21 protein-coding genes are annotated in these 24,752 nt (G+C 50.8%); 18 read left to right on the plus strand and 3 right to left on the minus strand.

What is annotated here, in order from left to right; translation table 11 throughout:
* Positions 1-3 precede the first annotated feature (3 nt).
* The 7 genes from aroK (at position 4) to can (ending at position 11,416) form a co-directional block, all read left to right on the plus strand.
* The gene (gene aroK / locus ACN0T0_RS12375) at positions 4-522 is read left to right on the plus strand and encodes a shikimate kinase AroK (protein ID WP_417226512.1); all 519 of its coding nucleotides are present in this window, start codon (positions 4-6) and stop codon (positions 520-522) included.
* A gap of 14 nt (positions 523-536) precedes the next feature.
* Positions 537-1,613, plus strand: coding sequence for a 3-dehydroquinate synthase (gene aroB / locus ACN0T0_RS12380; protein ID WP_417226514.1), 1,077 nt, complete (start codon positions 537-539; stop codon positions 1,611-1,613).
* A 12-nt stretch (positions 1,614-1,625) separates the two neighbouring features.
* Positions 1,626-3,302 carry an SPOR domain-containing protein gene (locus tag ACN0T0_RS12385; protein ID WP_417226516.1) on the plus strand — a complete coding sequence of 559 codons (1,677 nt, stop codon included), beginning with the start codon at positions 1,626-1,628 and terminating at the stop codon, positions 3,300-3,302.
* Positions 3,303-3,476: 174 nt separating this feature from the next.
* Entirely contained in the window at positions 3,477-7,931 is a 4,455-nt protein-coding gene (gene gltB / locus ACN0T0_RS12390; protein WP_417226518.1) for a glutamate synthase large subunit, read from the plus strand.
* A gap of 72 nt (positions 7,932-8,003) precedes the next feature.
* Entirely contained in the window at positions 8,004-9,425 is a 1,422-nt protein-coding gene (locus tag ACN0T0_RS12395; protein WP_417226520.1) for an FAD-dependent oxidoreductase, read from the plus strand.
* A gap of 142 nt (positions 9,426-9,567) precedes the next feature.
* On the plus strand, positions 9,568-10,632 hold the full coding sequence (gene hemE / locus ACN0T0_RS12400; RefSeq protein ID WP_417226521.1) for a uroporphyrinogen decarboxylase: 1,065 nt from the start codon (positions 9,568-9,570) through the stop codon (positions 10,630-10,632).
* A gap of 58 nt (positions 10,633-10,690) precedes the next feature.
* The gene (gene can / locus ACN0T0_RS12405) at positions 10,691-11,416 is read left to right on the plus strand and encodes a carbonate dehydratase (RefSeq protein ID WP_417226523.1); all 726 of its coding nucleotides are present in this window, start codon (positions 10,691-10,693) and stop codon (positions 11,414-11,416) included.
* Positions 11,417-11,483: 67 nt separating this feature from the next.
* On the opposite strand, the gene ACN0T0_RS12410 is transcribed toward can, so the two are convergent.
* Positions 11,484-12,758: an O-acetylhomoserine aminocarboxypropyltransferase/cysteine synthase family protein gene (locus tag ACN0T0_RS12410; protein ID WP_417226525.1), complete on the minus strand. Its 1,275-nt coding sequence runs from the start codon at positions 12,756-12,758 to the stop codon at positions 11,484-11,486.
* Positions 12,759-12,917: 159 nt separating this feature from the next.
* Here ACN0T0_RS12410 and radA point away from each other — a divergent pair, with 159 nt between their 5' ends.
* The gene (gene radA, locus ACN0T0_RS12415; protein ID WP_417226527.1) at positions 12,918-14,291 is read left to right on the plus strand and encodes a DNA repair protein RadA; all 1,374 of its coding nucleotides are present in this window, start codon (positions 12,918-12,920) and stop codon (positions 14,289-14,291) included.
* A 1-nt stretch (position 14,292) separates the two neighbouring features.
* Here radA and ACN0T0_RS12420 read toward each other — a convergent pair whose 3' ends face one another.
* Together ACN0T0_RS12420 and ettA are read right to left on the minus strand one after the other, a co-directional pair.
* Positions 14,293-14,652 (minus strand): PilZ domain-containing protein, encoded by a 360-nt coding sequence (locus tag ACN0T0_RS12420; protein WP_417226528.1) that lies wholly within the window; start codon positions 14,650-14,652, stop codon positions 14,293-14,295.
* A gap of 128 nt (positions 14,653-14,780) precedes the next feature.
* Positions 14,781-16,442, minus strand: a complete 1,662-nt coding sequence (gene ettA, locus ACN0T0_RS12425) for an energy-dependent translational throttle protein EttA (protein WP_417226530.1) — start codon at positions 16,440-16,442, stop codon at positions 14,781-14,783.
* 269 nt (positions 16,443-16,711) lie between these two features.
* On the opposite strand from ettA, the gene ACN0T0_RS12430 reads away from it, so the two are divergent.
* The 10 genes from ACN0T0_RS12430 to ACN0T0_RS12475 all read left to right on the plus strand — a co-directional run bounded on the left by ACN0T0_RS12430 (position 16,712) and on the right by ACN0T0_RS12475 (position 24,606).
* Positions 16,712-17,131 carry an Hsp20/alpha crystallin family protein gene (locus ACN0T0_RS12430; RefSeq protein ID WP_417226531.1) on the plus strand — a complete coding sequence of 140 codons (420 nt, stop codon included), beginning with the start codon at positions 16,712-16,714 and terminating at the stop codon, positions 17,129-17,131.
* A gap of 209 nt (positions 17,132-17,340) precedes the next feature.
* Complete coding sequence (gene glyA / locus ACN0T0_RS12435; protein WP_417226533.1) at positions 17,341-18,597, plus strand: serine hydroxymethyltransferase; 1,257 nt, start codon at positions 17,341-17,343, stop codon at positions 18,595-18,597.
* Positions 18,598-18,762: 165 nt separating this feature from the next.
* Positions 18,763-19,242, plus strand: coding sequence for a transcriptional regulator NrdR (nrdR, locus tag ACN0T0_RS12440; RefSeq protein ID WP_417226535.1), 480 nt, complete (start codon positions 18,763-18,765; stop codon positions 19,240-19,242).
* Between the two features lie 5 nt (positions 19,243-19,247).
* Complete coding sequence (gene ribD, locus ACN0T0_RS12445) at positions 19,248-20,369, plus strand: bifunctional diaminohydroxyphosphoribosylaminopyrimidine deaminase/5-amino-6-(5-phosphoribosylamino)uracil reductase RibD (protein WP_417226537.1); 1,122 nt, start codon at positions 19,248-19,250, stop codon at positions 20,367-20,369.
* A gap of 2 nt (positions 20,370-20,371) precedes the next feature.
* Entirely contained in the window at positions 20,372-21,040 is a 669-nt protein-coding gene (locus ACN0T0_RS12450) for a riboflavin synthase (protein ID WP_417226539.1), read from the plus strand.
* A 24-nt stretch (positions 21,041-21,064) separates the two neighbouring features.
* Complete coding sequence (ribBA, locus tag ACN0T0_RS12455) at positions 21,065-22,183, plus strand: bifunctional 3,4-dihydroxy-2-butanone-4-phosphate synthase/GTP cyclohydrolase II (protein WP_417226541.1); 1,119 nt, start codon at positions 21,065-21,067, stop codon at positions 22,181-22,183.
* A gap of 5 nt (positions 22,184-22,188) precedes the next feature.
* The gene (gene ribE, locus ACN0T0_RS12460; protein ID WP_417226543.1) at positions 22,189-22,662 is read left to right on the plus strand and encodes a 6,7-dimethyl-8-ribityllumazine synthase; all 474 of its coding nucleotides are present in this window, start codon (positions 22,189-22,191) and stop codon (positions 22,660-22,662) included.
* 1 nt (position 22,663) lies between these two features.
* A complete protein-coding gene (nusB, locus tag ACN0T0_RS12465) occupies positions 22,664-23,143 on the plus strand; it encodes a transcription antitermination factor NusB (RefSeq protein WP_417226545.1) in 480 nt (159 codons plus the stop codon).
* Positions 23,144-23,150: 7 nt separating this feature from the next.
* Positions 23,151-24,128, plus strand: coding sequence for a thiamine-phosphate kinase (gene thiL / locus ACN0T0_RS12470; RefSeq protein WP_417226547.1), 978 nt, complete (start codon positions 23,151-23,153; stop codon positions 24,126-24,128).
* A gap of 4 nt (positions 24,129-24,132) precedes the next feature.
* Positions 24,133-24,606 (plus strand): phosphatidylglycerophosphatase A, encoded by a 474-nt coding sequence (locus ACN0T0_RS12475; protein WP_417226548.1) that lies wholly within the window; start codon positions 24,133-24,135, stop codon positions 24,604-24,606.
* Positions 24,607-24,752: the final 146 nt, after the last annotated feature.

Below are 24,752 nucleotides of genomic sequence, written 5' to 3' on the forward strand. Positions count from 1 at the left end.
GTATTGAATATATTTCTAATTGGCCCTATGGGTGCTGGTAAAAGCACCATAGGGCGTCTTCTTTCCCATGAGTTAAAGTTAAGGTTTGTCGATTCGGATAAAGTGATTGAAGAGCTTGCCGGGGCTGATATTCCCTGGATCTTCGATGTGGAGGGTGAGCAAGGATTCCGCGACCGGGAAGCGAAAATCATTGATCAGTTGAGTGCTGAAGATAATTTAGTGCTCGCGACCGGTGGTGGTGCTGTGTTGCGTTCTGAAAATCGTTCTAACTTGCAAGGCCGAGGCACAGTGGTTTATCTACAGGCTTCGGTTGCTCAACAGCTTGAGCGCACGGCGCGGGATAAAAACCGTCCCTTACTGCAAACACCCGATCCAGAAACGGTTCTGAATACACTGATGGAACAGCGTCATCCTCTTTATCTGCAAGTGGCCGATGTTGTGGTGGATACTGAACGTCGTAACCCCAAAGCGGTGGTTACTGATATAATGGCGGAGCTTCGTGCACAGCAAATTATCAAATAGAGATAAGCCCCTCCATGCAAACGTTAAACGTAGATCTTGCTGATCGCTCATACCCTATTTTTATTGGCTCCGACCTGTTTCGTGCTGAAAACCTGACTCCCTATATCAAAGGAAATCAGGTACTGATTGTCAGTAACGAAACGGTGGCCCCCCTTTATCTCGATCAATTAAGAGCCGTGTTGCCTTCGGTTCAGGTGGATGATGTGATTCTACCTGACGGTGAGCAGTTCAAAACGTTGGATCAGCTCGGTGTAGTTTATGATCGTTTACTGGCCTGCCGGCATAATCGCACGACAACGCTGATTGCACTCGGTGGTGGGGTTGTCGGGGATATGACCGGCTTTGCGGCGGCTAGCTATCAGCGCGGTGTGAATTTTATTCAGATACCGACGACACTATTGTCGCAGGTTGACTCCTCTGTGGGTGGTAAGACGGGTGTTAACCATCCGCTGGGTAAGAATATGATTGGTGCTTTTCATCAGCCCCAAGTCGTATTGGCGAGTGTTGATGTATTAAGCACGCTGCCTGACCGTGAATTATCAGCGGGGCTGGCGGAAGTGATTAAATATGGATTGGTTTACGATATTACCTTTCTGGATTGGCTTGAAGCGAACATGACTGGGCTAATCGGCCGGGATACTGCGCTATTGAGTCATGCTATCTATCGCTCCTGTGAACTCAAGGCTGAGGTGGTCGCTCAGGACGAAAAAGAGTCGGGTGTCCGGGCGTTGTTGAATCTAGGTCATACCTTCGGCCATGCAATTGAATCCTGTCAGGGGTATGGTAATTGGTTGCATGGCGAGGCGGTTGCAGTCGGTACCGTGATGGCAGCGGATCTTTCACGTCGACTGGGCTGGATTAGCGATGCTGATTATCAGCGAGTTGTACGTATTATGCAGACGGCAAATTTGCCGGTAGAAGGCCCTGAGGGTATGACTGCCGACGAGTTTATGTCGCTCATGGCGGTGGATAAAAAAGTGATTGATGGTCAGCTGCGATTGATTTTGCTGCGAGAGTTAGGCAATGCGGTGGTAACCGATCAATTCGAGCCACAAATGTTGCAGCAAACATTAACCCACTTTACCGCTTAAGAGGGCGTGCAGATGGCAGAGCTTGAAGGAAATAGAGACGGTGACTTGGCGGATGCGTTTGCCGAATCGCACAAGGATTTCTTTTATGAGCCATCTTCACGATTGCAGATGCTGGAAAAACTTGAGCATCTCAGTCGCTTCAGTGACTTTTTATTATTAGTGACTGGGCCATCCGGTTCAGGTAAGACAACCTTAGTACGCCGATTACAGGCGGCCCCGAGTGACCGAACCTTACGGCTATGTGCAGTTGATGGTCGTCAGACACCGGGATTGAACGGTTTATTGATCTCATTGAGTGAGCAGCTGAGTCCTGAGCTTGATATTCAGGCGGATAATCAGGCTATGCTCAACGCTATATACAGCTTCGCGCAGGTGATGGCGGTAGAGCACATCCAATGGGTTATTATCATTGATAATGCCGATGAGTTGGAGAAAGCTGCGATTCAACTGTTGTTACAGATGTTGAGTGAGGCTCAAGGTTTACCGATTAAGCCTCACCTGCTGATGGCCGCCGGGGAAAACTTTCAAGCGCAGCTACAGGGTTATGATGAATATGAGCTGTTAGATGCTCAGGTGCATCAACTGATGCTCGAACCGTTCACCTTTACCGAAGCCCGAACTTATCTGTTGCAGCGTTATAGTGCAGCGTCATCGCTAAGCGAAAAAGAGTTACAAGCGGTTTATGATGGTGCAGAAGGTTATCCTGGCGGGTTAAATCAGCAGGTTGAGCAGCAGTTGCGCGGTGGACGTATTAAAAAGACGGCGCAACCAACGGGGCTTACCCGGGTGCACTTTGTCAGTATTGCCGCGGTGTTGTTAGTCGTATTACTCGGCAGTTTGTGGCAGTACTGGCCCGAAAGTGATGAGGGTACCACCCGCACTCAGGTAGAAATTCAATTACCGGTCGAAGCCGGTCCAGTGATCGCCTCGACTGAGTTGCCGCCTGTCAGTCCTATTGAAGCTGAGTCCGTTCAGGGTTCAGTTGAGTCTCTCTCTGATGATGCTATCGTGACAGCGCCGCAAACCAATCTAACTCCCGGCATACCGCCATCTGATGCCGCATTAGTTAAGGTTCAACCTGTCGCGCCAATTAATTTACCCGCTTCGTCTGAGGTTGTTGTTGAAGCGGAGCCGTCAGCGGCTATCGCAGCGTTATCATCGACTCAGCCGATAGAGTCGCCAAGGGTACAGCCTCAAGTAAAAACGCAAGTGAAACCGTTAGTTCAGCCGGTCGTGAAACCTGAGCCCGCCCCCGTACGCCCCGCTGTTGCTGCTGAACCTAGCAAACCAGTGGTTGCGGCGAAAGCTGCAGTTGTGGCAGCGCCTAAGGCGGCTAAAGTTGTCCCTGCACCTAAGCCTTCAGCGCCGGTCGTGGCTGCTTCATCACTGACCGAGGCGGAGCAAACATTGATGGGTTGGCCTGCTTCTGGTTATACGCTGCAGATGCTTGGCGCGGGGCTGAAAAGCAGTGCCGAACAGTTTATTCGGGCTCAGGCTGAGCCGCAGAAGTTTTACATGTTTCAAACCCGTTACAAAAATAAGCCCTGGTTTGTGGTAGTCTATGGACAGTTTAAAGACCGTAATACCGCGCATGCGGCTGCGGCCACACTCCCTTCAGCCTTGGCTAAGCTGAAGCCTTGGGCGAGGACTATTCAGGGGATTCAGGCGGATATAGCGACCAGAAAATAGGTTTTTTTTGTCTTACCTCGGTAAACAAAAAATTCATCTGTCTTGCTTATAATTTGTCCTTCCCACCCTCGCTGTGTAAAATACCTGTCCCTTTTTCCCTGCATTTATAACTGTAGCTGGAATATGGTGGATGCAATATATTGATAATTAAGAACTTTTTGGTGGGATTCGTTTATGAGCATAGGTCTGTATCGCCCTGGTGAGTTCAAAGACAACTGTGGTTTTGGCCTGATGGCCCATATGCAAGGTGAACCAAGCCACAACGTATTGTTGAAGGCGATTGAAGCACTTGCATGTATGACCCACCGTGGTGGGATCGCGGCTGACGGCAAAACCGGAGATGGCTGCGGGTTACTGATGCAGAAGCCGGATGCGTTTCTGCGTGCTGCTGCAAAGAGCGACCTCGGGGTTGAACTTGGGGATAGCTATGCCGTCGGCATGGTCTTTCTGTCTAAAGAGCCGGCCCTCGCGGCGGCTGCACGGGAAGTATTGAATAATGAATTGGCAGCGCAAGGATTGATTGTTGCCGGTTGGCGCGTCGTGCCGACGGATCCTACCTGTCTGGGCCCGATTGCAAAAGACACGCTGCCATTGATTGAGCAGGTTTTTGTGACCACCGATAAAGTCGATCGTGAATTTGCGGTTAGCCTATATACGGCCCGTCGCAAGACCGAGATCGCTCTGAGTGCAGATAGCGATTTCTATATCTGTAGTCTATCGGATAAGGTTATTTCCTATAAAGGTCTGACAATGCCGGTGGATCTGCCGGTGTTCTACCAAGATCTCAGCGATGAGCGTCTGGAAACCGCTATCTGTACTTATCATCAGCGTTTCTCTACCAACACTGCGCCACGCTGGCCGTTGGCTCAGCCGTTCCGTTTGCTGGCTCACAATGGTGAAATTAATACCATTGAGGGGAACCGCAACTGGTCTCGTGCCCGTTCGAGTAAGTTTGTTACCGAACTGCTGCCGAATGTGGATGAGCTGCAGCCGATTGTTAATACCACCGGTTCCGATTCTTCTAGTATGGATAACATGCTGGAATTCTTGATGGTAGGCGGCATGGATCTTTACCGTGCTGCGCGCATGATCGTGCCACCGGCTTGGCAGAATGTGGATACCATGGATGCCGAGTTACGGGCATTCTATGATTACAACTCCATGCATATGGAGCCTTGGGATGGCCCTGCCGGTATGGTAATGACCGACGGCCGTTTCGCGGTTTGTATGCTGGACCGAAATGGCCTGCGTCCATCCCGTTGGGTGATGACCAATGATGGCCTGATCTGTACCGCATCAGAGATCGGTGTCTTTGACTATAAACCTGAAGATGTTGTATCTCAGGGGCGTGTTGGTCCGGGTCAAATTCTCTCTATCGATACCCAAACCGGGGAAGTGTTACATACCGCCGATGTGGATGAGCGACTGAAGAAAGCGCAGCCCTATAAGAAGTGGATGCGTGAGAACGCTTTGCCTCTCGAACAAACCATGAACCTGACTGAAGAGTCAAAATCTTTCTGTGAGATGACCCCGGAAGAGGTCAAAACACATATGAAGATGTTCCAGGTGACCTTCGAGGAACGGGATCAAATCCTGCGACCATTGGGCGAAAGCGGTATGGAAGCCGTGGGTTCCATGGGTGACGACAAGCCAATGGCGGTGCTGTCATCAAAAGTGCGCTCTGTTTATGATTACTTCCGCCAGCAGTTTGCTCAGGTGACTAACCCACCGATCGATCCCCTGCGGGAAGCGATCGTGATGTCGTTGGAAACCTGTATCGGTGCTGAGCGAAACGTCTTTGAAGAAACACCAGAACATGCGCGTCGGGTTATTCTGACGACTCCAGTGTTGTCGGCCAGTAAGTTTTTGCGCCTGAAAAACAACACTGTTGATGGCTTTGGTGTAGCGCAGATCGATCTGAACTATGACCCTACGGTTATGGATCTAAAAGCGGCGATTGAATCGGTTGCTGATCAAGCCGAAGCCTTGGTGCGTTCCGGCAAGGTTATTATTATCCTGTCTGATTTCGCGATAGCTGAAGGCAAATTGCCGGTGCATGCCGCGATGGCGACCGGTGCCGTACATCACCGTTTGATTAACTCCGGCCTGCGGGCTGACGCTAATATTGTGGTGGAAACCGGTACGGTTCGTGATCCGCATCACTTTGCTGTGCTGTTTGGCTTCGGTGCAACTGCAGTTTATCCATACCTTGCGTATCGTGTCTTGACTGACCTGTGTGCTACCGGCGAGATGCGGATGGACTGGCTCGATAGTCATGAAAACTATCGTAAAGGTATTAAGAAAGGCCTGATGAAGATCCTCTCGAAGATGGGGATCTCTACGGTGGCATCTTATCGTGGTGCCCAGCTGTTTGAAGCCGTGGGTATTTGCTCTGAAGTGGTTGATCTGTGTTTTTCTGGAGTTGCTAGCCGTATCGAAGGCGCTGATTTCAGCGATTTCCAGAAAGATCAGCAGATATTGTCTAACGACGCTTGGATTGCCCGTAAGAAAATCCAACAGGGTGGTTTACTAAAATACGTCCATGGCGGTGAATATCACGCCTACAACCCGGATGTGGTACGCACGATCCATACGGCTGTTCGCAGTGGTGATGCCGCTGATTATCAGGCCTATGCTGATCTGGTGAATAAGCGTGGCGTGGCCACGATTCGCGACCTGATGGGGTTGCGGAAAGATGTTCAGTCGATTCCCCTGAGTGAAGTGGAACCGGTCGAAAATCTGTTTAAACGTTTCGACTCCGCGGCGATGTCACTCGGTGCCCTGTCTCCAGAAGCGCATGAATGTCTGGCGATGGCGATGAACGAGTTGGGCGGTCGCTCGAACTCCGGTGAGGGGGGGGAAGATCCTGCTCGTCATGGGACCAATCGGCGTTCTAAGATTAAACAGGTGGCGTCTGGCCGCTTTGGTGTGACTCCTGAATACCTGATCAATGCGGATGTAATGCAGATTAAGGTCGCTCAGGGTGCTAAGCCCGGTGAAGGTGGACAGCTGCCCGGTGGTAAAGTAAACGAGTTGATCGCACGGCTGCGTTATTCAGTGCCGGGTGTGACGCTGATTTCGCCACCGCCGCACCATGATATCTACTCGATTGAAGATTTGGCTCAGCTGATTTTCGATCTGAAACAGGTTAACCCAGAAGGGCTGGTTTCAGTGAAGCTGGTTTCTCGTCCAGGTGTTGGCACGATTGCCTGTGGTGTGGCCAAGGCCTATGCTGATCTAATTACGATCTCCGGTTATGATGGCGGTACTGCGGCTAGCCCACTGACATCGGTTCATTATGCCGGGTCGCCATGGGAGCTGGGTCTGGCCGATGCGCATCAATCACTGCGCGGTAATCATTTGCGTGGCAAGATTCGCCTGCAAACGGACGGCGGTTTAAAAACGGGTCTGGATGTGGTTAAAGCAGCGATCCTTGGTGCTGAGAGTTTTGGTTTCGGTACCATGCCGATGGTTGCTGTCGGTTGTAAGTATCTACGTATCTGTCATTTGAATAACTGTGCCACCGGTGTGGCAACCCAAAACGAAGAGCTGCGGGAGAAACATTACCGTGGCACGGTCGAGATGGTGAAAAACTATTTCCGCTTCGTTGCTGAAGAAACCCGTCAGTGGATGGCTTCGGTTGGTGTTCGCTCGTTGGAGGAGCTGGTCGGTCGCGTTGATCTGCTGGAACTGCTGGCCGGTACCACGGTTAAACATGGCAAATTAGATCTGTCGCCGCTGATCTCGGATGCTGGTATTCCGGCTGATTATCCGCAAACCTGTCAGGTTGAACACAACGATCCTTATGATACCGGTGCTTTGAATAGCAAGATGCTAGCACTGGCAGAACAAGCGATTAAAGATAAGTCTGGTGCCGAGTTTGAGTTGGTAATTACTAACTGTGACCGCTCAGTTGGTGCTCGCACTTCCGGTGCTATCGCGAAGGTGCATGGCAATCTAGGCATGTCTTCAGCGCCAATTCGCTTTAACTTTACCGGTCATGCCGGGCAGAGCTTTGGTGTTTGGAACGCCGGTGGTCAGGAATTATTCCTCAAGGGTGATGCCAACGACTATGTCGGCAAAGGCATGGCGGGCGGTAAGATTGTTATCAGTCAGCCAGATGTTGTCACCTATGCGAGCAATGAAACGGCGATTATCGGTAATACCTGTCTATACGGTGCTACCGGCGGTACGTTGTATGCAGCGGGTTGTGCGGGCGAGCGTTTTGCGGTGCGTAACTCAGGTTGTCATGCGGTTATCGAAGGTGCCGGTGATCACTGTTGTGAGTACATGACCGGTGGTCTGATTACGGTACTGGGTCAAACGGGCTACAACTTCGGTGCGGGTATGACCGGTGGCTTCGCTTATGTACTGGATATGGATAATACCTTTGTTGATAAGTACAACCATGAGTTGGTGGATATCCATCGGGTCGCGCCACAGCACATGGAAGAGTACAAAAACCATCTGCGCTCTGTGATTATCGGCTTTGTTAAAGCCACCGCTAGTCAGTGGGGTCAGGAGATGATTGATAACTTCGATGACTATATCGGTCGTTTCTGGTTGGTTAAGCCAAAAGCAGCCAGTCTGGGAGAGCTGCTGACTGATATGCGCTCTCGTCCGGAGTGATGGGTTCATCGAACAGGTGTTTAGTTATAGCTGTGTCTGCCTGCGGGCAGACATTATTAGGCGGGGTGAAGAATGTCTGAACGTCTGAAGAATGATTTTCAGTTTCTGGAAGTAGAGCGTGAAGGACCAACCAAGATTGCAGCGAATGTCCGTAAGAAGGAGTTTGCTGAGATCTATGAGCCGTTCAAATCTGAGGATGCGTCGGAACAAGCGCATCGTTGTCTTGAGTGCGGCAATCCATACTGTGAGTGGAAGTGTCCGGTTCACAACTATATTCCTAACTGGCTTAAGTTGGTGTCAGAAGGCAATATTATTGAAGCGGCCGAGCTGAGTCATCAGACCAACTCATTACCGGAAGTCTGTGGCCGTGTTTGTCCACAGGACCGTTTGTGTGAAGGTGCCTGTACACTGAATGATGAGTTTGGTGCTGTGACAATTGGTTCGGTGGAAAAGCATATCACTGATACCGCGTTTGCCATGGGCTGGCGTCCGGATATGAGTAAAGTGCCGGTCACCGACAAAAAAGTGGCTGTCATCGGGGCTGGTCCTGCGGGTCTGGCTGCGGCGGATGTACTGGTGCGTAACGGTGTTAAACCGGTGGTCTTTGATCGCCATCCAGAAATTGGTGGCTTGCTGACCTTTGGTATCCCAGAGTTTAAACTGGATAAAGATATCATGGTGCGTCGCCGTGAAGTCTTTACCGACATGGGTGTTGAGTTCCGTCTGAATACTGAAATTGGTAAAGACGTGCAGATGCAAACACTGGTCGATGAATACGATGCAGTATTTCTCGGTATGGGTACCTATACCTACATGAAGGGTGGTTTCCCCGGTGAAGAGTTGGAGGGTGTTTATGATGCCTTGCCGTTCTTGATCTCTAACGTCAACCGTTGCCTTGGCTTTGAAAAAGACGTGGCCGATTATATCGGCGTGAAGGGTAAGAATGTGGTTGTGCTCGGCGGTGGTGATACCGCGATGGACTGTAACCGTACCTCTATTCGTCAAGAAGCCAACAGTGTTACCTGTGTTTACCGTCGTGATGAAGCCAATATGCCGGGTTCTAAACGTGAAGTTGAAAACGCTCGTGAAGAGGGTGTGCAGTTCATGTTTAACCGCCAACCGGTGGAGGTTGTCGGTGATGGCACTAAAGTGACCGGTATTAAAGTGGTGACTACCCAAATGGGTGAGCCGGATGAAAACGGTCGTCGTCGTCCTGAAGTGGTCGAAGGCAGTGAAGAAGTTCTGCCAGCGGATGCGGTTCTGGTTGCCTTTGGTTTCCGTCCAAGTCCTGCACCATGGTTTGCGGATTTTGGTATCGATCTGCATCAGGATGGCCGTATCAAAACCTCGGTCGATGAAGCGTTTGCTTTCCAAACTAGCAATGAGAAAGTATTTGCCGGTGGTGATATGGTGCGCGGCTCTGATCTCGTTGTTACCGCTATCGACGAAGGCCGTAAAGCGGCCGAAGGCATGTTGGATTACCTTAAAGTGTAATTATCTGCCTGTTTGAAAAAGGTCGCTTCGGCGGCCTTTTTTTATCTTTATGTTACAGATCAGCAAACAGGAGAGTTGTTCGCGCCTGTGTGTAAAAACCTGTAAAATGCCCCCAGTTTTGAATCTGAATCGAGAAAAAGCAATGGCTGAATTGAAGAATGATCGTTTTCTGCGCGCGCTGATGCGTGAGCCTGTCGATGTTACACCGGTATGGATGATGCGTCAGGCGGGTCGTTATCTGCCAGAGTATCGTGCGACTCGTGCTCAGGCCGGTGATTTTATGAGCCTGTGCAAGAATAAAGAGCTAGCTTGCGAAGTGACTATTCAGCCGTTGGAGCGTTACGATCTCGATGCCGCGATTCTGTTCTCCGATATTCTGACCATTCCTGATGCGATGGGTTTAGGTTTGTACTTCGAAGCGGGCGAAGGGCCTAAGTTTAAAAAGGTTATCCGTACTGAAGCCGATGTTGATGCGCTGCCGGTGCCGGATTCAGCCCGTGATCTTGATTATGTGATGGATGCAGTGAAAACCATCCGTACTGAGCTGAATGGCCGGGTTCCATTGATCGGTTTTTCTGGCAGTCCTTGGACGCTGGCAACCTATATGGTTGAGGGCGGTTCGAGTAAAGATTTCCGGCATATTAAACAGATGATGTATGCGACCCCAGAGGTGCTGCATCAGCTGTTAGACAAGTTGGCCCAGTCTGTGACTGACTACCTTAACCAACAGATCCTCAGTGGCGCTCAGGCAGTACAGATCTTTGATACCTGGGGTGGTGTGCTGAGTGGCCCAATGTATCAGCTGTTCTCGCTTAACTATATGCAGAAGATTGCTAATGGTTTGATCCGTGAACATGAAGGCCGTACCGTGCCGGTGATTATGTTTACTAAGAACGGTGGTCAGTGGCTCGAAGCGATGACTGAATCCGGTGCCGATGCGTTAGGTTTGGACTGGACTATCAATATTGATGATGCCCGTGCGAGGGTTGGCGATAAAGTGGCGCTGCAGGGAAATATGGATCCGTCCGTGCTGTATGGTTCAGCCGACGTTATTCGTACCGAAGTCGCCGACATTCTGGCTCGTTACGGCAGTGGTCCGGGTCATGTGTTCAACCTCGGACACGGTATACATCAGTTTGTTGATCCTGATCAGCCGAAAATTTTTGTTGATGCGGTGCATGAACTCAGTGCGCAGTATCACGTCTAACAGACATCATGTTAAATAAGGGGGCGTTAAGCCCTCTTTTGTTATCTAGCGGAAAATCATGAAACGACTGACTCAACTTTTAGACAGCAATCGGCAGTGGGCCGAACAGATTAACCAGGATGATCCGCACTTTTTTGAAACCCTCGCTCAACAGCAGGCGCCGGAATATCTTTGGATCGGTTGTTCTGATAGCCGGGTGCCGGCCAACGAGATTGTGGGTATGTTGCCGGGTGAGCTATTTGTACATCGTAATGTATCAAACCTGGTTATCCACACGGATATGAACTGCCTTTCTGTGATTCAGTATGCGGTTCAGGTGCTCAAGGTTAAACATATCATGGTAGTGGGACATTACGGTTGTGGTGGTGTTAAGGCGGCGTTAGAGAGCACTCCTCATGGCTTGATCGATAACTGGTTGCGGCAGATTCGCAAGGTGAATCAAAAACATCGTGATCTGCTATCCGCATGGGATCATTCTCATCAGCGATTGGATCGGCTATGTGAGCTCAATGTGATTGAGCAAGCGTTTAACGTCTGTGAAACCACGATTGTTCAAGATGCTTGGGCCGAGGGGCAAGATCTGACTGTGCACGGTTGGATCTACGGTTTGAATGATGGGTTAGTCAATGATCTCGAATTCAATGCTTCTGAGGATGAAGAGGTTGAAACGCAATATAATTTGGCGATCAGTAAGATTGAAGCCTTGCGGCAATTGGCGGTCGCATCGGAAAAAGGTCACAATGCCCGCACCTTGTGGGACCGAGTACGTAAGCTCTTTGATTAACTGTTTTTGCAACGACTAGCTCTGATAACAAAAAGCCCCGCAGTTGCGGGGCTTTTTTTAGCGGGTGTTACTTAGCCGCTTGAAGCGACTGTTCTAAATCAGCTAGTAGGTCATCGATATGCTCGATACCGATGGATAGGCGAACCATATCATCGCTAACACCTGCAGATTTCAGCTCTTCATCGTTCAACTGACGGTGAGTGGTTTCAGCAGGGATAGATGCCAGTGATTTGCAATCGCCGATATTCACAAGGCGAGTGAAAATATTCAGCGCATCATAGAACTTACGGGTCGCTTCACGGCCACCGGCGATACCAAAGCTGAGGATGCCGGATGCCTGTCCGTTCATATACTTCTTAGCCAAGGCATTGTCTTTGTGGCTTTCCAAACCTGCGTAGCTCACCCATTTGACCTGTTTATGGCCTTCTAGGTATTTAGCTACCTTGAGGGTGTTTTCGCAGACCCGTTCCATCCGCAGTGACAGTGTTTCAACACCTTGCAGCAATAAGAAGGCGTTCATGGGTGACAGTGCCGCACCGGTATTGCGCAGTGGTACCACGCGACAGCGACCAATAAAGGCGGCTGGACCAAAGGCTTCGGTGTAGACCACGCCGTGGTAAGAGATATCGGGGGTATTTAGCAGTGGGAAACGATCAGCGTGGTCAGCCCAAGGGAATTTGCCTGAGTCGATAATGACACCGCCGATGGAGTTACCGTGGCCGCCAATATACTTAGTGGCCGCTTGAACAACGATATCCGCACCGTGTTCGATAGGACGCCACAGGGCTGGGCTAGCGACGGTGCTGTCGACGATCAATGGCAGACCGTGTTTATGGGCCAGTTCAGCCAGTGTTTCAATATCAGCAATGCCGCCGGATGGGTTGCCGATCGATTCGCAATAGATGGCGCGGGTGCGATCATCGATCAGGGCTTCCATTGCACTAAAGTCATCTTTATTGGCAAAGCGGGTTTCAATACCTTGACGGGGCAGTGTGTGAGCAAACAGGTTGTAGGTGCCGCCGTATAGCTCGCTAGTGGCGATGATGTTGTCACCGACTTCCGCAATTGTTTGGATCGCGTAGGTGATGGCTGCCATGCCCGATGCCACGGCCAGTGCCGCAACACCGCCTTCCATCGCGGCGATCCGCTGTTCCAGTACATCGCTGGTTGGATTCATGATGCGGGTGTAGATATTGCCAGGGACTTTCAGATCAAACAGATCGGCGCCGTGTTGGGCATTGTCAAAAGCGTAAGAAGTGGTTTGATAGATCGGCACCGCGGCCGCTTTAGTCGTTTCTTCCGGGCTGTAACCACCATGGACGGCAATTGTTTCCAGTTTCATCTGATGCTCCTCATGAACAATGTGATACGTTTATTTTCGTTTTAGGTCGATTCTTGTGCGCTAGATTGTAGCCCTTCAGCGGCAGAAATAAAGTTCTCTTTTGTACAAGCTGCCGCTGCTTCCGCTAGAATGCGCTGACTGATTTGAGAGGAGAGCCCGATGGCTAAGGCAAAGAGTGCGTATGTCTGTAATGACTGCGGTGCAGATTATTCTAAATGGCAGGGGCAATGTAGCGCCTGCCATGCGTGGAATACCCTGACCGAAGTGCGCCTCGGCAGCGCCAAACCTAGTGCCGCACGAGGCGCGCGGTTTGAAGGCTATGCGGGCGCAGGTGGCCTAGCCAAGGTGCAAGATTTATCGGAAGTTAATCTGGCGGATATGCCGCGCTTTGCTTCGGGCTCGGGTGAACTTGACCGGGTATTGGGTGGCGGGCTAGTGCCCGGCTCGGCAATTTTGATCGGCGGCCATCCGGGGGCGGGTAAGAGTACGCTGTTATTACAGACTATGTGCCATCTAGCACAGCAGATGCCTGCGTTATATGTCACCGGTGAGGAATCATTACAGCAGGTGGCCTTACGGGCGCAGCGTTTGGGGCTGACCACCACGAATCTGAAGATGCTGTCAGAAACCAGTGTTGAGCAGATCTGTACTATCGCCGAGCAGCTCAAACCGAAAGTGCTGGTGGTGGATTCGATTCAGGTGATGCATGTGGATGATGTGCAATCGGCCCCGGGTAGCGTCTCACAGGTGCGTGAAGCAGCAGCTTATTTGACTCGGTTTGCCAAACAGACCGGCACGGTGCTATTTCTGGTGGGTCATGTGACCAAGGATGGCTCGCTCGCTGGACCAAAAGTGCTGGAACATATGATCGATTGTTCGTTGCAACTTGAGGGGGATAGCGATGGTCGTTTTCGTACCCTGCGTAGCCATAAGAATCGCTTTGGCGCGGTGAATGAGCTGGGCGTGTTCGCGATGTTAGAGCAAGGTTTAAAAGAGGTGAAAAACCCCAGTTCGATCTTTTTGAGTCGCGGTGATAAGCCTAGCCCCGGCAGCTTGGTCATGGTGGTATGGGAAGGAACGCGGCCGCTGTTGGTCGAGGTGCAGGCGCTGGTGGATCAGAGTCATGTGAATAACCCACGCCGCATAGCGGTAGGGCTAGAGCAAAACCGTCTAGCGATGTTGTTGGCGGTTTTGAATCGTCACGGTGGGCTGCAAACCGGCGATCAGGATGTTTTCGTTAACGTGGTCGGTGGTGTCAAAGTATTAGAGACCAGCGCCGACTTGGCATTATTACTGTCGGTGGTGTCGAGCTTTCGTGATCGAGCCTTGCCGCAAGATCTAATTGCCTTTGGTGAAGTCGGCTTGTCCGGCGAGATACGGCCAGTACCCAATGGGCAAGAACGGATTAAAGAAGCGGCTAAACATGGTTTCCGTCGGGCCATTGTGCCTAAGGCTAATGTGCCGAAGCGGTCGCCGGAGGGGATGACGGTGGTAGGGGTTAGTCAGCTATCGGAAGCACTAGATGCGCTCTGAGTTACTCTTTTGCGCTGAGGTGTTCTAGCTCTCTTTCGAGTAGCACTTCAGAGCCTAAGTTCAGCTCAACTAGGCGGCGCAGGTGGGTTAGGCTTTCTAGCTCCATCGTCTGAGCCTCAAAGCCTAGATAGGTGCCAAGGTGGTGACGTAGAATCACGGGCATGCGGATAACGATATCATTAGACAAGCGAATCACTAATTCCGCAGCATCGCCTATGTCCAATAGTGCAGGGGCGATCACCGATGTTAGCGCGCCTTGAAATGAGATATCAATCAGCTTGATGGGCCAGCTATTATCTGCGGTTTGAATTTCGCAGTCTGCGTCAAAGGTGATGCGTTGGAAACGTCGCCGATCAGTCATAGTTTTCTCCTGCTATTACGTTAAGAATATCTGTTCTACAGAGAACATCAATTGGTTTACACAGCTTGAGATATTAAAAAACCGGCACGGGGCCGGTTTTTAATATGCTGATAAGGCGGCGGGCGCGCTTATTTAGCGATGCGCTTATACTTGATACGTTCTGGCTGATGATCCTTACCGTAACGCTTTTTGTAATCTTCGGCGTATTCGGTGTAGTTACCTTCAAAGAACTGCACGCTAGAGTCGCCCTCGTAGGCCAGCATATGGGTGCAGACACGGTCGAGGAACCAACGGTCGTGGGAGATAACCACGGCGCAACCTGGGAATGCCAGTAAAGCTTCCTCCAGTGCTCGCAGAGTTTCGACATCCAGATCGTTGGTTGGCTCATCGAGTAGCAGTACGTTACCACCCTCTTTGAGCAGTTTCGCCATATGCAATCGGTTACGTTCACCGCCGGACAGATCTTTAACAAATTTCTGCTGATCGGCACCTTTAAAGTTAAAACGGCCGCAGTAAGCGCGGGACGAGGTGGTGTAGTTGCCTACAACAATATTGTCCTGCCCTTCAGAAATCTCTTCCCAGACGGTTTTGTTGCCCGCTAGATCACGGCTTTGATCGACATAAGCTAGCTTGACAGTATCGCCAACTTCAATGGTGCCAGCATCTGGCTGTTCCAGCCCGGTAATCATTTTAAAAAGGGTTGATTTACCCGCACCGTTACCACCGATGATGCCGACAATGGCACCCTGCGGAATTGTCAGTGATAGGTCTTCAAACAGCACTTTGTCGCCAAATGATTTGGTCACATTATGCAGTTCAATTACTTTCTCGCCCAGACGAGGCCCTGGTGGAATATAGATTTCAGAGGTTTCGTTGCGTGTTTGGAACTCACGGGAGTTCATCTCTTCAAACTGGCGCAGACGGGCCTTTGATTTAGCCTGGCGGCCTTTCTGCCCCTGACGTACCCATTCTAACTCGGCATTGACCGCTTTATGGTGGGCCGCTTCCTGTTTGGATTCCATTTCTAGGCGCTTATCTTTCTGCTCTAGCCAGCTAGAGTAGTTGCCTTCGTAAGGTATGCCGCGACCACGGTCGAGCTCCAAAATCCAGCCCGCTGCGTTATCCAAGAAATAACGGTCGTGGGTGATGGCCACTACGGTGCCGGGGTATTCCTGAAGAAAACGTTCGATCCAAGCGATCGATTCAGCATCCAAGTGGTTGGTCGGCTCATCCAGCAACAGCATATCGGGCTTGTCGAGCAGTAGGCGGCAGAGCGCCACACGGCGACGTTCACCCCCGGAAAGGTTTTTGATTTCTGCATCCCACGGTGGCAGACGCATTGCATCGGCGGCCCGTTCCAACATGACGTCCAGATTATGGCCGTCTTTCGCCGCGATGAGATCTTCATAGCGAGCTTGCTGTTTGGCCAATTCGTCAAAATCAGCATCGGGTTCGGCGTAGGCTGCGTAGACGCCTTCGAGTCCATCCAGTGCTTCTTTTACATCAGCAACGGCTTCTTCAACCACTTCGCGGACGGTTTTGCTGTCATCGAGTTGTGGTTCCTGAGGCAGATAGCCGACATTGATGCCCGGCATTGGCCGTGCTTCACCAAGGTATTCTTTATCTAAACCCGCCATGATTTTGAGTAGGGAGGATTTACCCGACCCGTTCAGGCCCAATACGCCGATCTTGGCGCCAGGAAAGAAGGACAGGGAGATATCTTTTAGTATTTCGCGTTTGGGGGGCACTACTTTGCCGACCCGGTTCATGCTGTAAACGTACTGAGCCATTACACAACCTGTTTTCTGTTATCTCAAAACTGCGCATATCTTAGCCCTACAAAGAGTTTATTGCTATTTGATATAGGTCAAAAAAGCCACTGGAGAATCTGAAATGAGCTTTCTACACTAAGGATGCACCGGGTGACGAAGGCTGCTGGGGCGCTAATTATCGAGCTAATAAGGGCTTATTGGTCTGTCGCTTAACGCGCTGAAAGAACCGCCGGCGGCGTTGTCATCTTAGGGTGCATCACTTTAATCATGACTGGGAGGACCGAGAGATGAACAATCTGACACGTTTTAATAGTTTATTTGACGATACATTCTTTAATGATTTCTTTCGCCCGGTACAGCGTGCGGAAACTGGCGATAAAGTGCCCGCTATTGATGTGCATGATGGCGAAGGTCAATATTTGGTGAGGGTTGATCTGCCGGGTATCAAAAAAGAAGATATCAATGTCGCGTTGGAAAATGGGGTGTTGTCGATCAGCGCCGAAACGACACAGGAAGACAAACAGGAAAAAGATGGCAAGTTAATTCGCCAAGAACGCCACTACGGTAAATTTGTTCGCTCCTTGAGTGTCGGTGCCGATGTTGACCCTGCTGGCATTAAAGCTAGCTTTGATGACGGCGTGTTGAATTTGACACTGCCTAAAGTTCAGCAACAACAGCCTTCCAACGTCACTATCGCGATCGAATAGGGTCGCGCCCACGAAACGATATTCCCGATAGCGTGCCGTTGTTGGGAATATCGCCTTTATGAACGAAATTCTCTCTTAACTGACTCACTTTCAAGTGCGTTTTGTATATAAATTCGACTATAATACGCGGCTTTTCCAAGGCCCTGAAGATCGTTGCTGCGACAGCACGGTAGCCGGGCCGGTGTAAATCTCAACCTTGGGGACCGCTAATGTTTAGCAAAGAGATGACTATCGCTGGTTTTGATCCAGATCTATATGCTGCGATGCAGGCTGAGGCCAAGCGTCAGGAAGAGCATATCGAACTGATTGCTTCTGAAAATTATACCAGCCCACGGGTAATGGAAGCACAGGGTTCTGAGCTGACCAATAAATATGCGGAAGGTTACCCTGGCAAGCGTTACTACGGCGGTTGCGAGCATGTTGATGTGGTTGAACAGCTGGCGATTGATCGCGCTAAAGAGCTGTTCAGTGCAACCTATGCTAACGTCCAGCCTCACTCAGGCTCACAGGCTAATGCCGCTGTTTATATGGCGCTGTGTCAGCCGGGTGATACTGTGTTGGGCATGAGCTTAGCTCACGGTGGTCACTTGACTCACGGTGCCGCGGTTAGCTTTTCGGGTCGTATCTACAATGCAGTTCAGTACGGTTTGAATGCTGAAACTGGTGAGATCGATTACGCTGAAGTTGAACGTTTGGCGCTGGAACACAAACCCAAAATGATCGTGGCGGGCTTCTCTGCTTACTCTCGTATCGTTGATTGGCAGCGTTTCCGTGATATCGCCGATAAAGTGGGTGCTTATCTGTTCGTCGATATGGCTCACGTTGCTGGCTTGGTTGCGGCGGGTGTTTACCCTAGCCCATTATCCGTGGCGGATGTGGTAACAACGACAACGCATAAAACCCTCGGTGGTCCTCGTGGTGGTTTGATTCTGTCGGCTAATGCGGATGAAGATTTGCAGAAAAAGCTGAACTTTGCGGTTTTCCCTGAATCTCAGGGTGGTCCGTTGATGCATGTTATCGCTGCTAAGGCGGTATGCTTCAAAGAAGCGATGCAGGATGATTGGAAAGCGTATCAGGCTCAGGTTGTTAAAAATGCTCAGAGCATGGCTAAAGTGTTTAAAGAGCGCGGTATTAAAATCGTCTCTGATGGCACCGATGACCACCTATTCTTGGTCGATCTGATCGGTAAAGAATATACCGGTAAAGATGCTGATGCAGCGCTTGGTCGGGCAAACATCACCGTGAATAAAAACTCAGTGCCAAACGATCCGCGTTCTCCGTTTGTGACTTCTGGTTTGCGTATCGGTACACCTGCGATTACCCGTCGTGGCTTTAAAGAAGCGGAAGCTGAGCAATTGACTCAGTGGATCTGCGATGTGCTGGATAACATCGATAACGAAGATGTGATTAACACTGTTAAACAGAACGTTTTGGATATCTGTGCCCGCTTCCCGGTTTATAAGTAAACCGTTACAATAGGCACTATTGACGATCTGTTTCTCTATCGGGGCGCCTTGTGCGCCCCGGTTGTTTATATAAGCGCTGTTAAATGACCGGTTAGAAGTGTTTATCTAAGCATTAAAACGCTCTTTTTTGGCTGCTAGCACAGCCACGCTCTTTGAGGATGATATATGTACTGTCCGTTCTGTAATGCTCATGAAACCAAGGTGGTCGATTCCCGCTTGGTGGCAGAAGGACAGCAGATTCGCCGTCGGCGCGAATGTATCACCTGTCATGAACGTTTTACCACCTATGAAGCCGCTGAGCTTCTGATGCCCCGTCTAATTAAAGCCGATGGCACCCGCCAACCCTACGATGAAGATAAGCTACGTGCCGGTATCCAACGAGCTGTTGAAAAACGACCTGTTAGTGTCGAAGATATCGAAGCTTGTATTAGCCGTATTAAACAGCGTATGCGGGCGACGGGTGAGCGTGAGCTACCTTCTCGCTCCGTGGGTGAAGAGGTGATGCATGAACTGCGTAAGTTGGATCAAGTCGCTTATGTGCGATTTGCCTCAGTGTATCGTAGCTTTCAGGATATCAATGAGTTTAAAGAAGAGATCGATCGCTTGTCAGAACAGAAGAAAGAGGACGCCGTGAAGGCCAAGTAATCAGGATGACAGACTGGAGCGTTGCAGATCACCAATTTATGTCCCTCGCCGTCAAGCTTGCTTGGCAGGGGCTGTATACCACCGAGCCAAATCCGCGGGTTGGCTGTGTGCTGGCTAAAGATGGCAACCTGATTGCACAGGGGTATCATCGTAAAGCCGGTGAAGGCCATGCGGAGGTTAACGCCCTACGTCAGGCCGGAGATCAGGCCAAAGGCTGTACTGCCTACGTTACTTTGGAGCCCTGTAGTCATTTTGGCAAAACGCCACCCTGTGCTGATGCCTTGATTAAGGCTGGAGTCGCTGAAGTTGTTGTCGGCATGGTCGATCCCAATCCGCAGGTGTCGGGTAATGGGTTAGAAAAACTACGGCAGGCGGGCATCGCCGTGCGTTGCGGGTTGATGGAGGATCAGTGTCGTCAGCTCAATCCCGGCTTTATTAACCGTATGGCAATAGGGCGACCTTTTGTGCGTCTAAAAATGGCGGCGAGCCTCGATGGACGTACGGCGATGGCTTCCGGTGAAAGTCAGTGGATTACCGGACCGTTAGCACGACAGGATGTGCAGCGGTTACGGGCTCGTAGTTCTGCGGTGATCAGTGGCGTGGCATCGATTATTAGCGATGATGCCTCATTAACGGTACGGCCAGCCGAACTAGGGCTGGATAATGCGGCTGAAGTCGCTCAGCGCCAGCCGTTACGAGTGATCTTGGATAGTTCGGCGCGGATACCCGAACAGGCGAAGTTGCTTAGTTTGCCAGGCCGTACCCTGATTGTTAGCTGTGTCGATGCCCCCGCTTTTATTTCGGCATATAAGAATGTTGAATGGTTAACGTTAGCGGCCCACAATGGGGCGATTGATCTGCCTCTGTTGTTGCAGGAACTTGCCTGTCGAGAATGTAATGAAGTGTTGGTCGAAACCGGTGCGACCCTCGCGGGTGCTTTTATGGCAGCCGGGCTGGTGGATGAGTTGGTGCTGTATCAGGCCATGAAACTACTGGGCAGCAATGCTCGGCCGATGTTTTTATTACCGCTGGATAAAATGAGCCAGCAGAAACAATTTAAGCTGATCGATAGTCGAGTGTTGGGCGATGATGTTCGCTTGACGTTGATTCCTCGGCAGGAGAAATAAAGATGTTTACCGGAATTATTGAAGCGGTTGGCGTTGTTGCCGCCGCCGAAGAGGTGCAGGGCGATCTGCGACTGTATATCCGAACCGGTGATCTGGATCTGTCCGATGTTAAACTCGGTGACAGTATTGCCGTAAATGGCGTGTGTTTAACCGCGGTAGCGCTGCCCGGTGATGGTTTTTGGGCCGATGTGTCACGAGAAACCCTAGTGCACACGCGGTTTCCAAGCGTGGTGCCGGGCGAGCGAGTGAATTTAGAAAAAGCGATGCAACCGACTACCCGTTTTGGCGGACATATTGTGACCGGTCATGTGGATGGGCTCGGCGAAGTGATCTCAGTGGAAACCGATGCGCGTTCGATTCGCTATAAAATCAGTGCGCCAAAAGGGATTGCGCGTTATATCGCGGCAAAAGGTTCGATTACCGTGGATGGTGTCAGTCTGACGGCGAATGCTGTTGATGGCCATGTTTTTGATCTGAATATTGTACCTCATACAGCGCAAGAAACTATAATAGCCAGCTACCAGTCTGGCCGAAAAGTACATCTGGAAGTTGATATTATTGCCCGTTACATGGAGCGTCTGATCAATTACACAGATGATAATATAACGGAAGCAGTGGGCGGGGTGAGTATGGCTACCCTCGCGAGTGCTGGTTTCCTGAACCGCCGCTAATACGGCAACAGAGGCTTTAGTTTAATGGAATTAAATACCCCCCAGGAACTGATCGATGATATCCGTCAGGGCAAAATGGTTATCCTTATGGATGACGAAGACCGGGAAAATGAAGGCGATATCCTGATTGCGGCCGAGATGGTGCGCACTGAAGATATCAACTTTATGGCTACCCATGCCCGTGGTTTGATCTGCCTGACCTTGACCCGTGAGCGCTGTAAACAATTGAAATTGCCGCTGATGGTACAATCCAATGGTGCGGCTTTTTCGACTAACTTTACCCTGTCGATTGAAGCAGCTGAAGGTGTTACCACCGGTATCTCGGCGGCCGATCGTGCGCATACGGTACGTACTGCGGTACGCGAAAGTGCTAAGCCAGAAGATATTGTTCAACCGGGGCACATTTTTCCATTGATGGCTGATCCCGGCGGTGTTTTGAGTCGCGCGGGTCACACCGAAGCGGGTTGCGACCTAGCGCGATTGGCGGGTTTGACGCCAGCGGCGGCGATTGTGGAAGTCATGAATGATGACGGCTCGATGGCGCGTCGTCCTGATTTAGAAAAATTTGCTGAGAAGCATAATCTAAAAATCGGTACCATTGCCGATCTGATCCACTACCGTACCATCAATGAACATACGGTGATGCGTGACGGTGAAGGTGTCTTGGCGACCGAGTTCGGTGATTTTAACTATGTAACTTTCCGTGATGAAATTCAGGATTGTACTCATATGGCACTCACACTGGGGACGATTACTCCAGAAGAGCCAACGCCAGTGCGGGTACATCTGCGGACTGAAGTGTTGCGCGACGTTGTCGGTGCGGCGCCTGAAGAAGAGTTGAAATGGACGATGCGTCGGGCACTGAAAAAAGTGGCTGAGGAAGGCAAGGGTGTCGTGCTGTTGTTGGATACTGGCGTTAGGGTTGATCTGGGTGATGCTCTGAATCAGATGCTCAATACCGGTAAGAAAATCCGTCAGCACAATATTAGTGCTTCAGGGTCCTATCTCACGGTTGGAACCGGCTCTCAGATTCTCCGGGATCTGGGCGTAGGAAAAATGCGGGTGCTCAGTTCACCTATGAAATTCAATGCGATCTCCGGTTTCGATCTGGAGATTGTCGATTACATTGCTTGCGAAGAGTAAAGAATATGTCAGTTCAGTATATTGAAGGTGATTTTCTGACCGGAAATGGTCAATACGCGATTGTTGTCGGTCGTTTTAACAGCTTTGTCGTTGAGAGCCTGTTGGAAGGCGCAATTGATACCTTGAAACGTCATGGTATTGCGGCTGATAAGATCCGCGTTGTGCGGGTGCCGGGTGCGTTCGAAATCCCTCTGGCGGTGCAAAAAGTGGCTGCGCAGAAAAAAGATGATGCCATTATCGCGCTGGGTGCGGTTATTCGTGGCGGTACGCCGCACTTCGAGTATGTTTCTGGTGAAAGCTCTAAAGGTGTGGCTCAGGTTGGTTTGGAATATGGCATTCCCGTGGCAAACGGTATTTTAACCGTTAATTCTATAGAGCAAGCGATTGAGCGTTCCGGCACTAAAGCAGGCAATAAAGGTGCAGAAGCTGCCTTGTCTGCGCTGGAAATGGTTAGTTTGCTGCGTCAGCTTGAGGTTTAAGATGAGCGACACTGGTACGCCTAAAAAACAGAAAAAACCATCCCACACTGAGATGCGTCGTGCGGCCCGTAGCTTTGCTTTGCAGGCATTGTATCAATGGGAAATGTCCGGTAATTCGGTGACCGATATTGAACTGCAGTTCCGTATGGACAACGATATGTCTGGTACCGATCTGGACCTGTTCAGTGAGCTGTTGCATGGTGTCCCGGCCAATACTGCCGAACTGGATCGTGCCTACGAGCCGTTCTTGGATCGGGCGTTGGATGACCTCGATCCCATCGAACGAGCAGTATTGCGAATCGGTAGTTTTGAGCTGATTCACCGCATCGTCGTGCCTTACAAAGTTGTGATTAATGAAAGTGTTGATCTGGCGAAAATCTTTGGCGCTGCGGAAAGTCATAAATACGTTAACGGTATTCTTGATAAGCTGGCTGCCCGGGTACGTATGACTGAGATCAACGCTAAGAAACGTAGCCGTTAATTCGTCTATGATTAGCGATGAATTCGAACTGATTCGGCGCTACTTCTCTGCACTGGGAGTAGATCAGTCCGGTTCGGTTCGGCTGTCCGTGGGCGATGACTGCGCGGTGGTTGCGCCGCCCGCTAATCGAGATCTGGTGCTTTCAATCGATACGATGGTTGAAGGTGTCCATTTTCTGGCGGGAACGAGCGGCGATAAAGTTGCTTCTCGGTTGTTCGGTGCGGCACTTAGTGATCTCGCCGCGATGGGGGCCACTCCGGCTTTCTTTACTCTCGCGTTGACGTTGCCTAAAACCGATGCGATCTGGCTGCAGGCGTTTAGTGTCCGGTTGGCTGAATTGGCTCGTCAATATGGTGTGCAATTGGTCGGTGGTGATACCACCCGAGGCCCATTGACCCTGAGTATTCAGGTGCACGGTTGGACCTATCCGGATAAGGCGCTGTTACGCAGTGGCGCCCGTCCCGGTGATCGGATCTTTGTGACCGGTACATTAGGGGATTCAAAAGGTGGGCTGGAAAGCCTATTGAAGAATGTCCACGGCCCGCAAGTTCCCTATCTACAACACCGTTTCTATCACCCTGAACCCCGTATTGATACTGGACTGTTAATCAGCGAGTTCGCGACTGCGGCGATCGATATCTCCGATGGTCTGCTGGCCGATTTGAATCATATTCTTGTGGCTAGCAAGGTCGGGGCAATGATCAATCCCGGTGAGTTGCCGGTGTCGGCAGAACTGCATCAGTGGGTAGGTGAAGCCCAGTCCCGGGAGTGGGCGCTGAGCGGCGGCGAAGATTTCGAACTCTGCTTTACGGCCCCCGCGAGGCTGGAACCTAAGTTGGGTTGGGCGCTGCGCGAGCACAGCGTGGGGGTAACCTGCATCGGGCAGATTTCAGCCAAGCCCGGTATGTTGTTCTCTGAGGGCGGTCGGGTTTGGCCGGTTGAGCCTCAAGGCTATAATCATTTCACCAACAAACATAGGGTGTAAACCGATGAATCAGGCACCGCCTTCCGTATGGCGAAACCCTATCCACTTTTTAGCCTTTGGCTTAGGAAGTGGCGCATCTCCTTGGGCCCCAGGAACCGCGGGTACGATAGCGGCGATTCCCCTGTTTCTGTTGATTCAACCGTTGTCGCTATTTTGGTATGCGGTTGTATTACTGGTTACCTTTGTCGTGGGTATCTATCTGTGTGGTAAAACTTCAGAGGATATGGGCGTGCATGACCATGGCGGTATCGTTTGGGATGAGTTTGTCGGTTACTGGATCACCATGTTTGCCGCACCGCCTGGGTGGCTGTGGATTGTGATCGGTTTTGTGCTGTTCCGTCTCTTTGATATCCTCAAGCCTTGGCCGATTAGCTGGGCAGATAAGCAAGTCGCAGGCGGTATGGGGATTATGCTCGATGATGTGCTGGCCGGTGTGATGGCATTGGTGGTACTCCAGTTGCTGGCGGTATATCTTTAAGTTACCTTTCGGCTAATTTCGCCTTGCCGTTGGTGGGCGAAATTCCTTTTCAGTTTGAGTTCAGACACCCCTGCTAATCTTTATTACTCAGTATGTATACCTGTCTGTCATCCGGCTGTGTTGGCCTCTATGGACCATTTTCCGCT

This window comes from Amphritea sp. (assembly GCF_048266285.1).
Lineage (GTDB): Bacteria > Pseudomonadota > Gammaproteobacteria > Pseudomonadales > Balneatricaceae > Amphritea.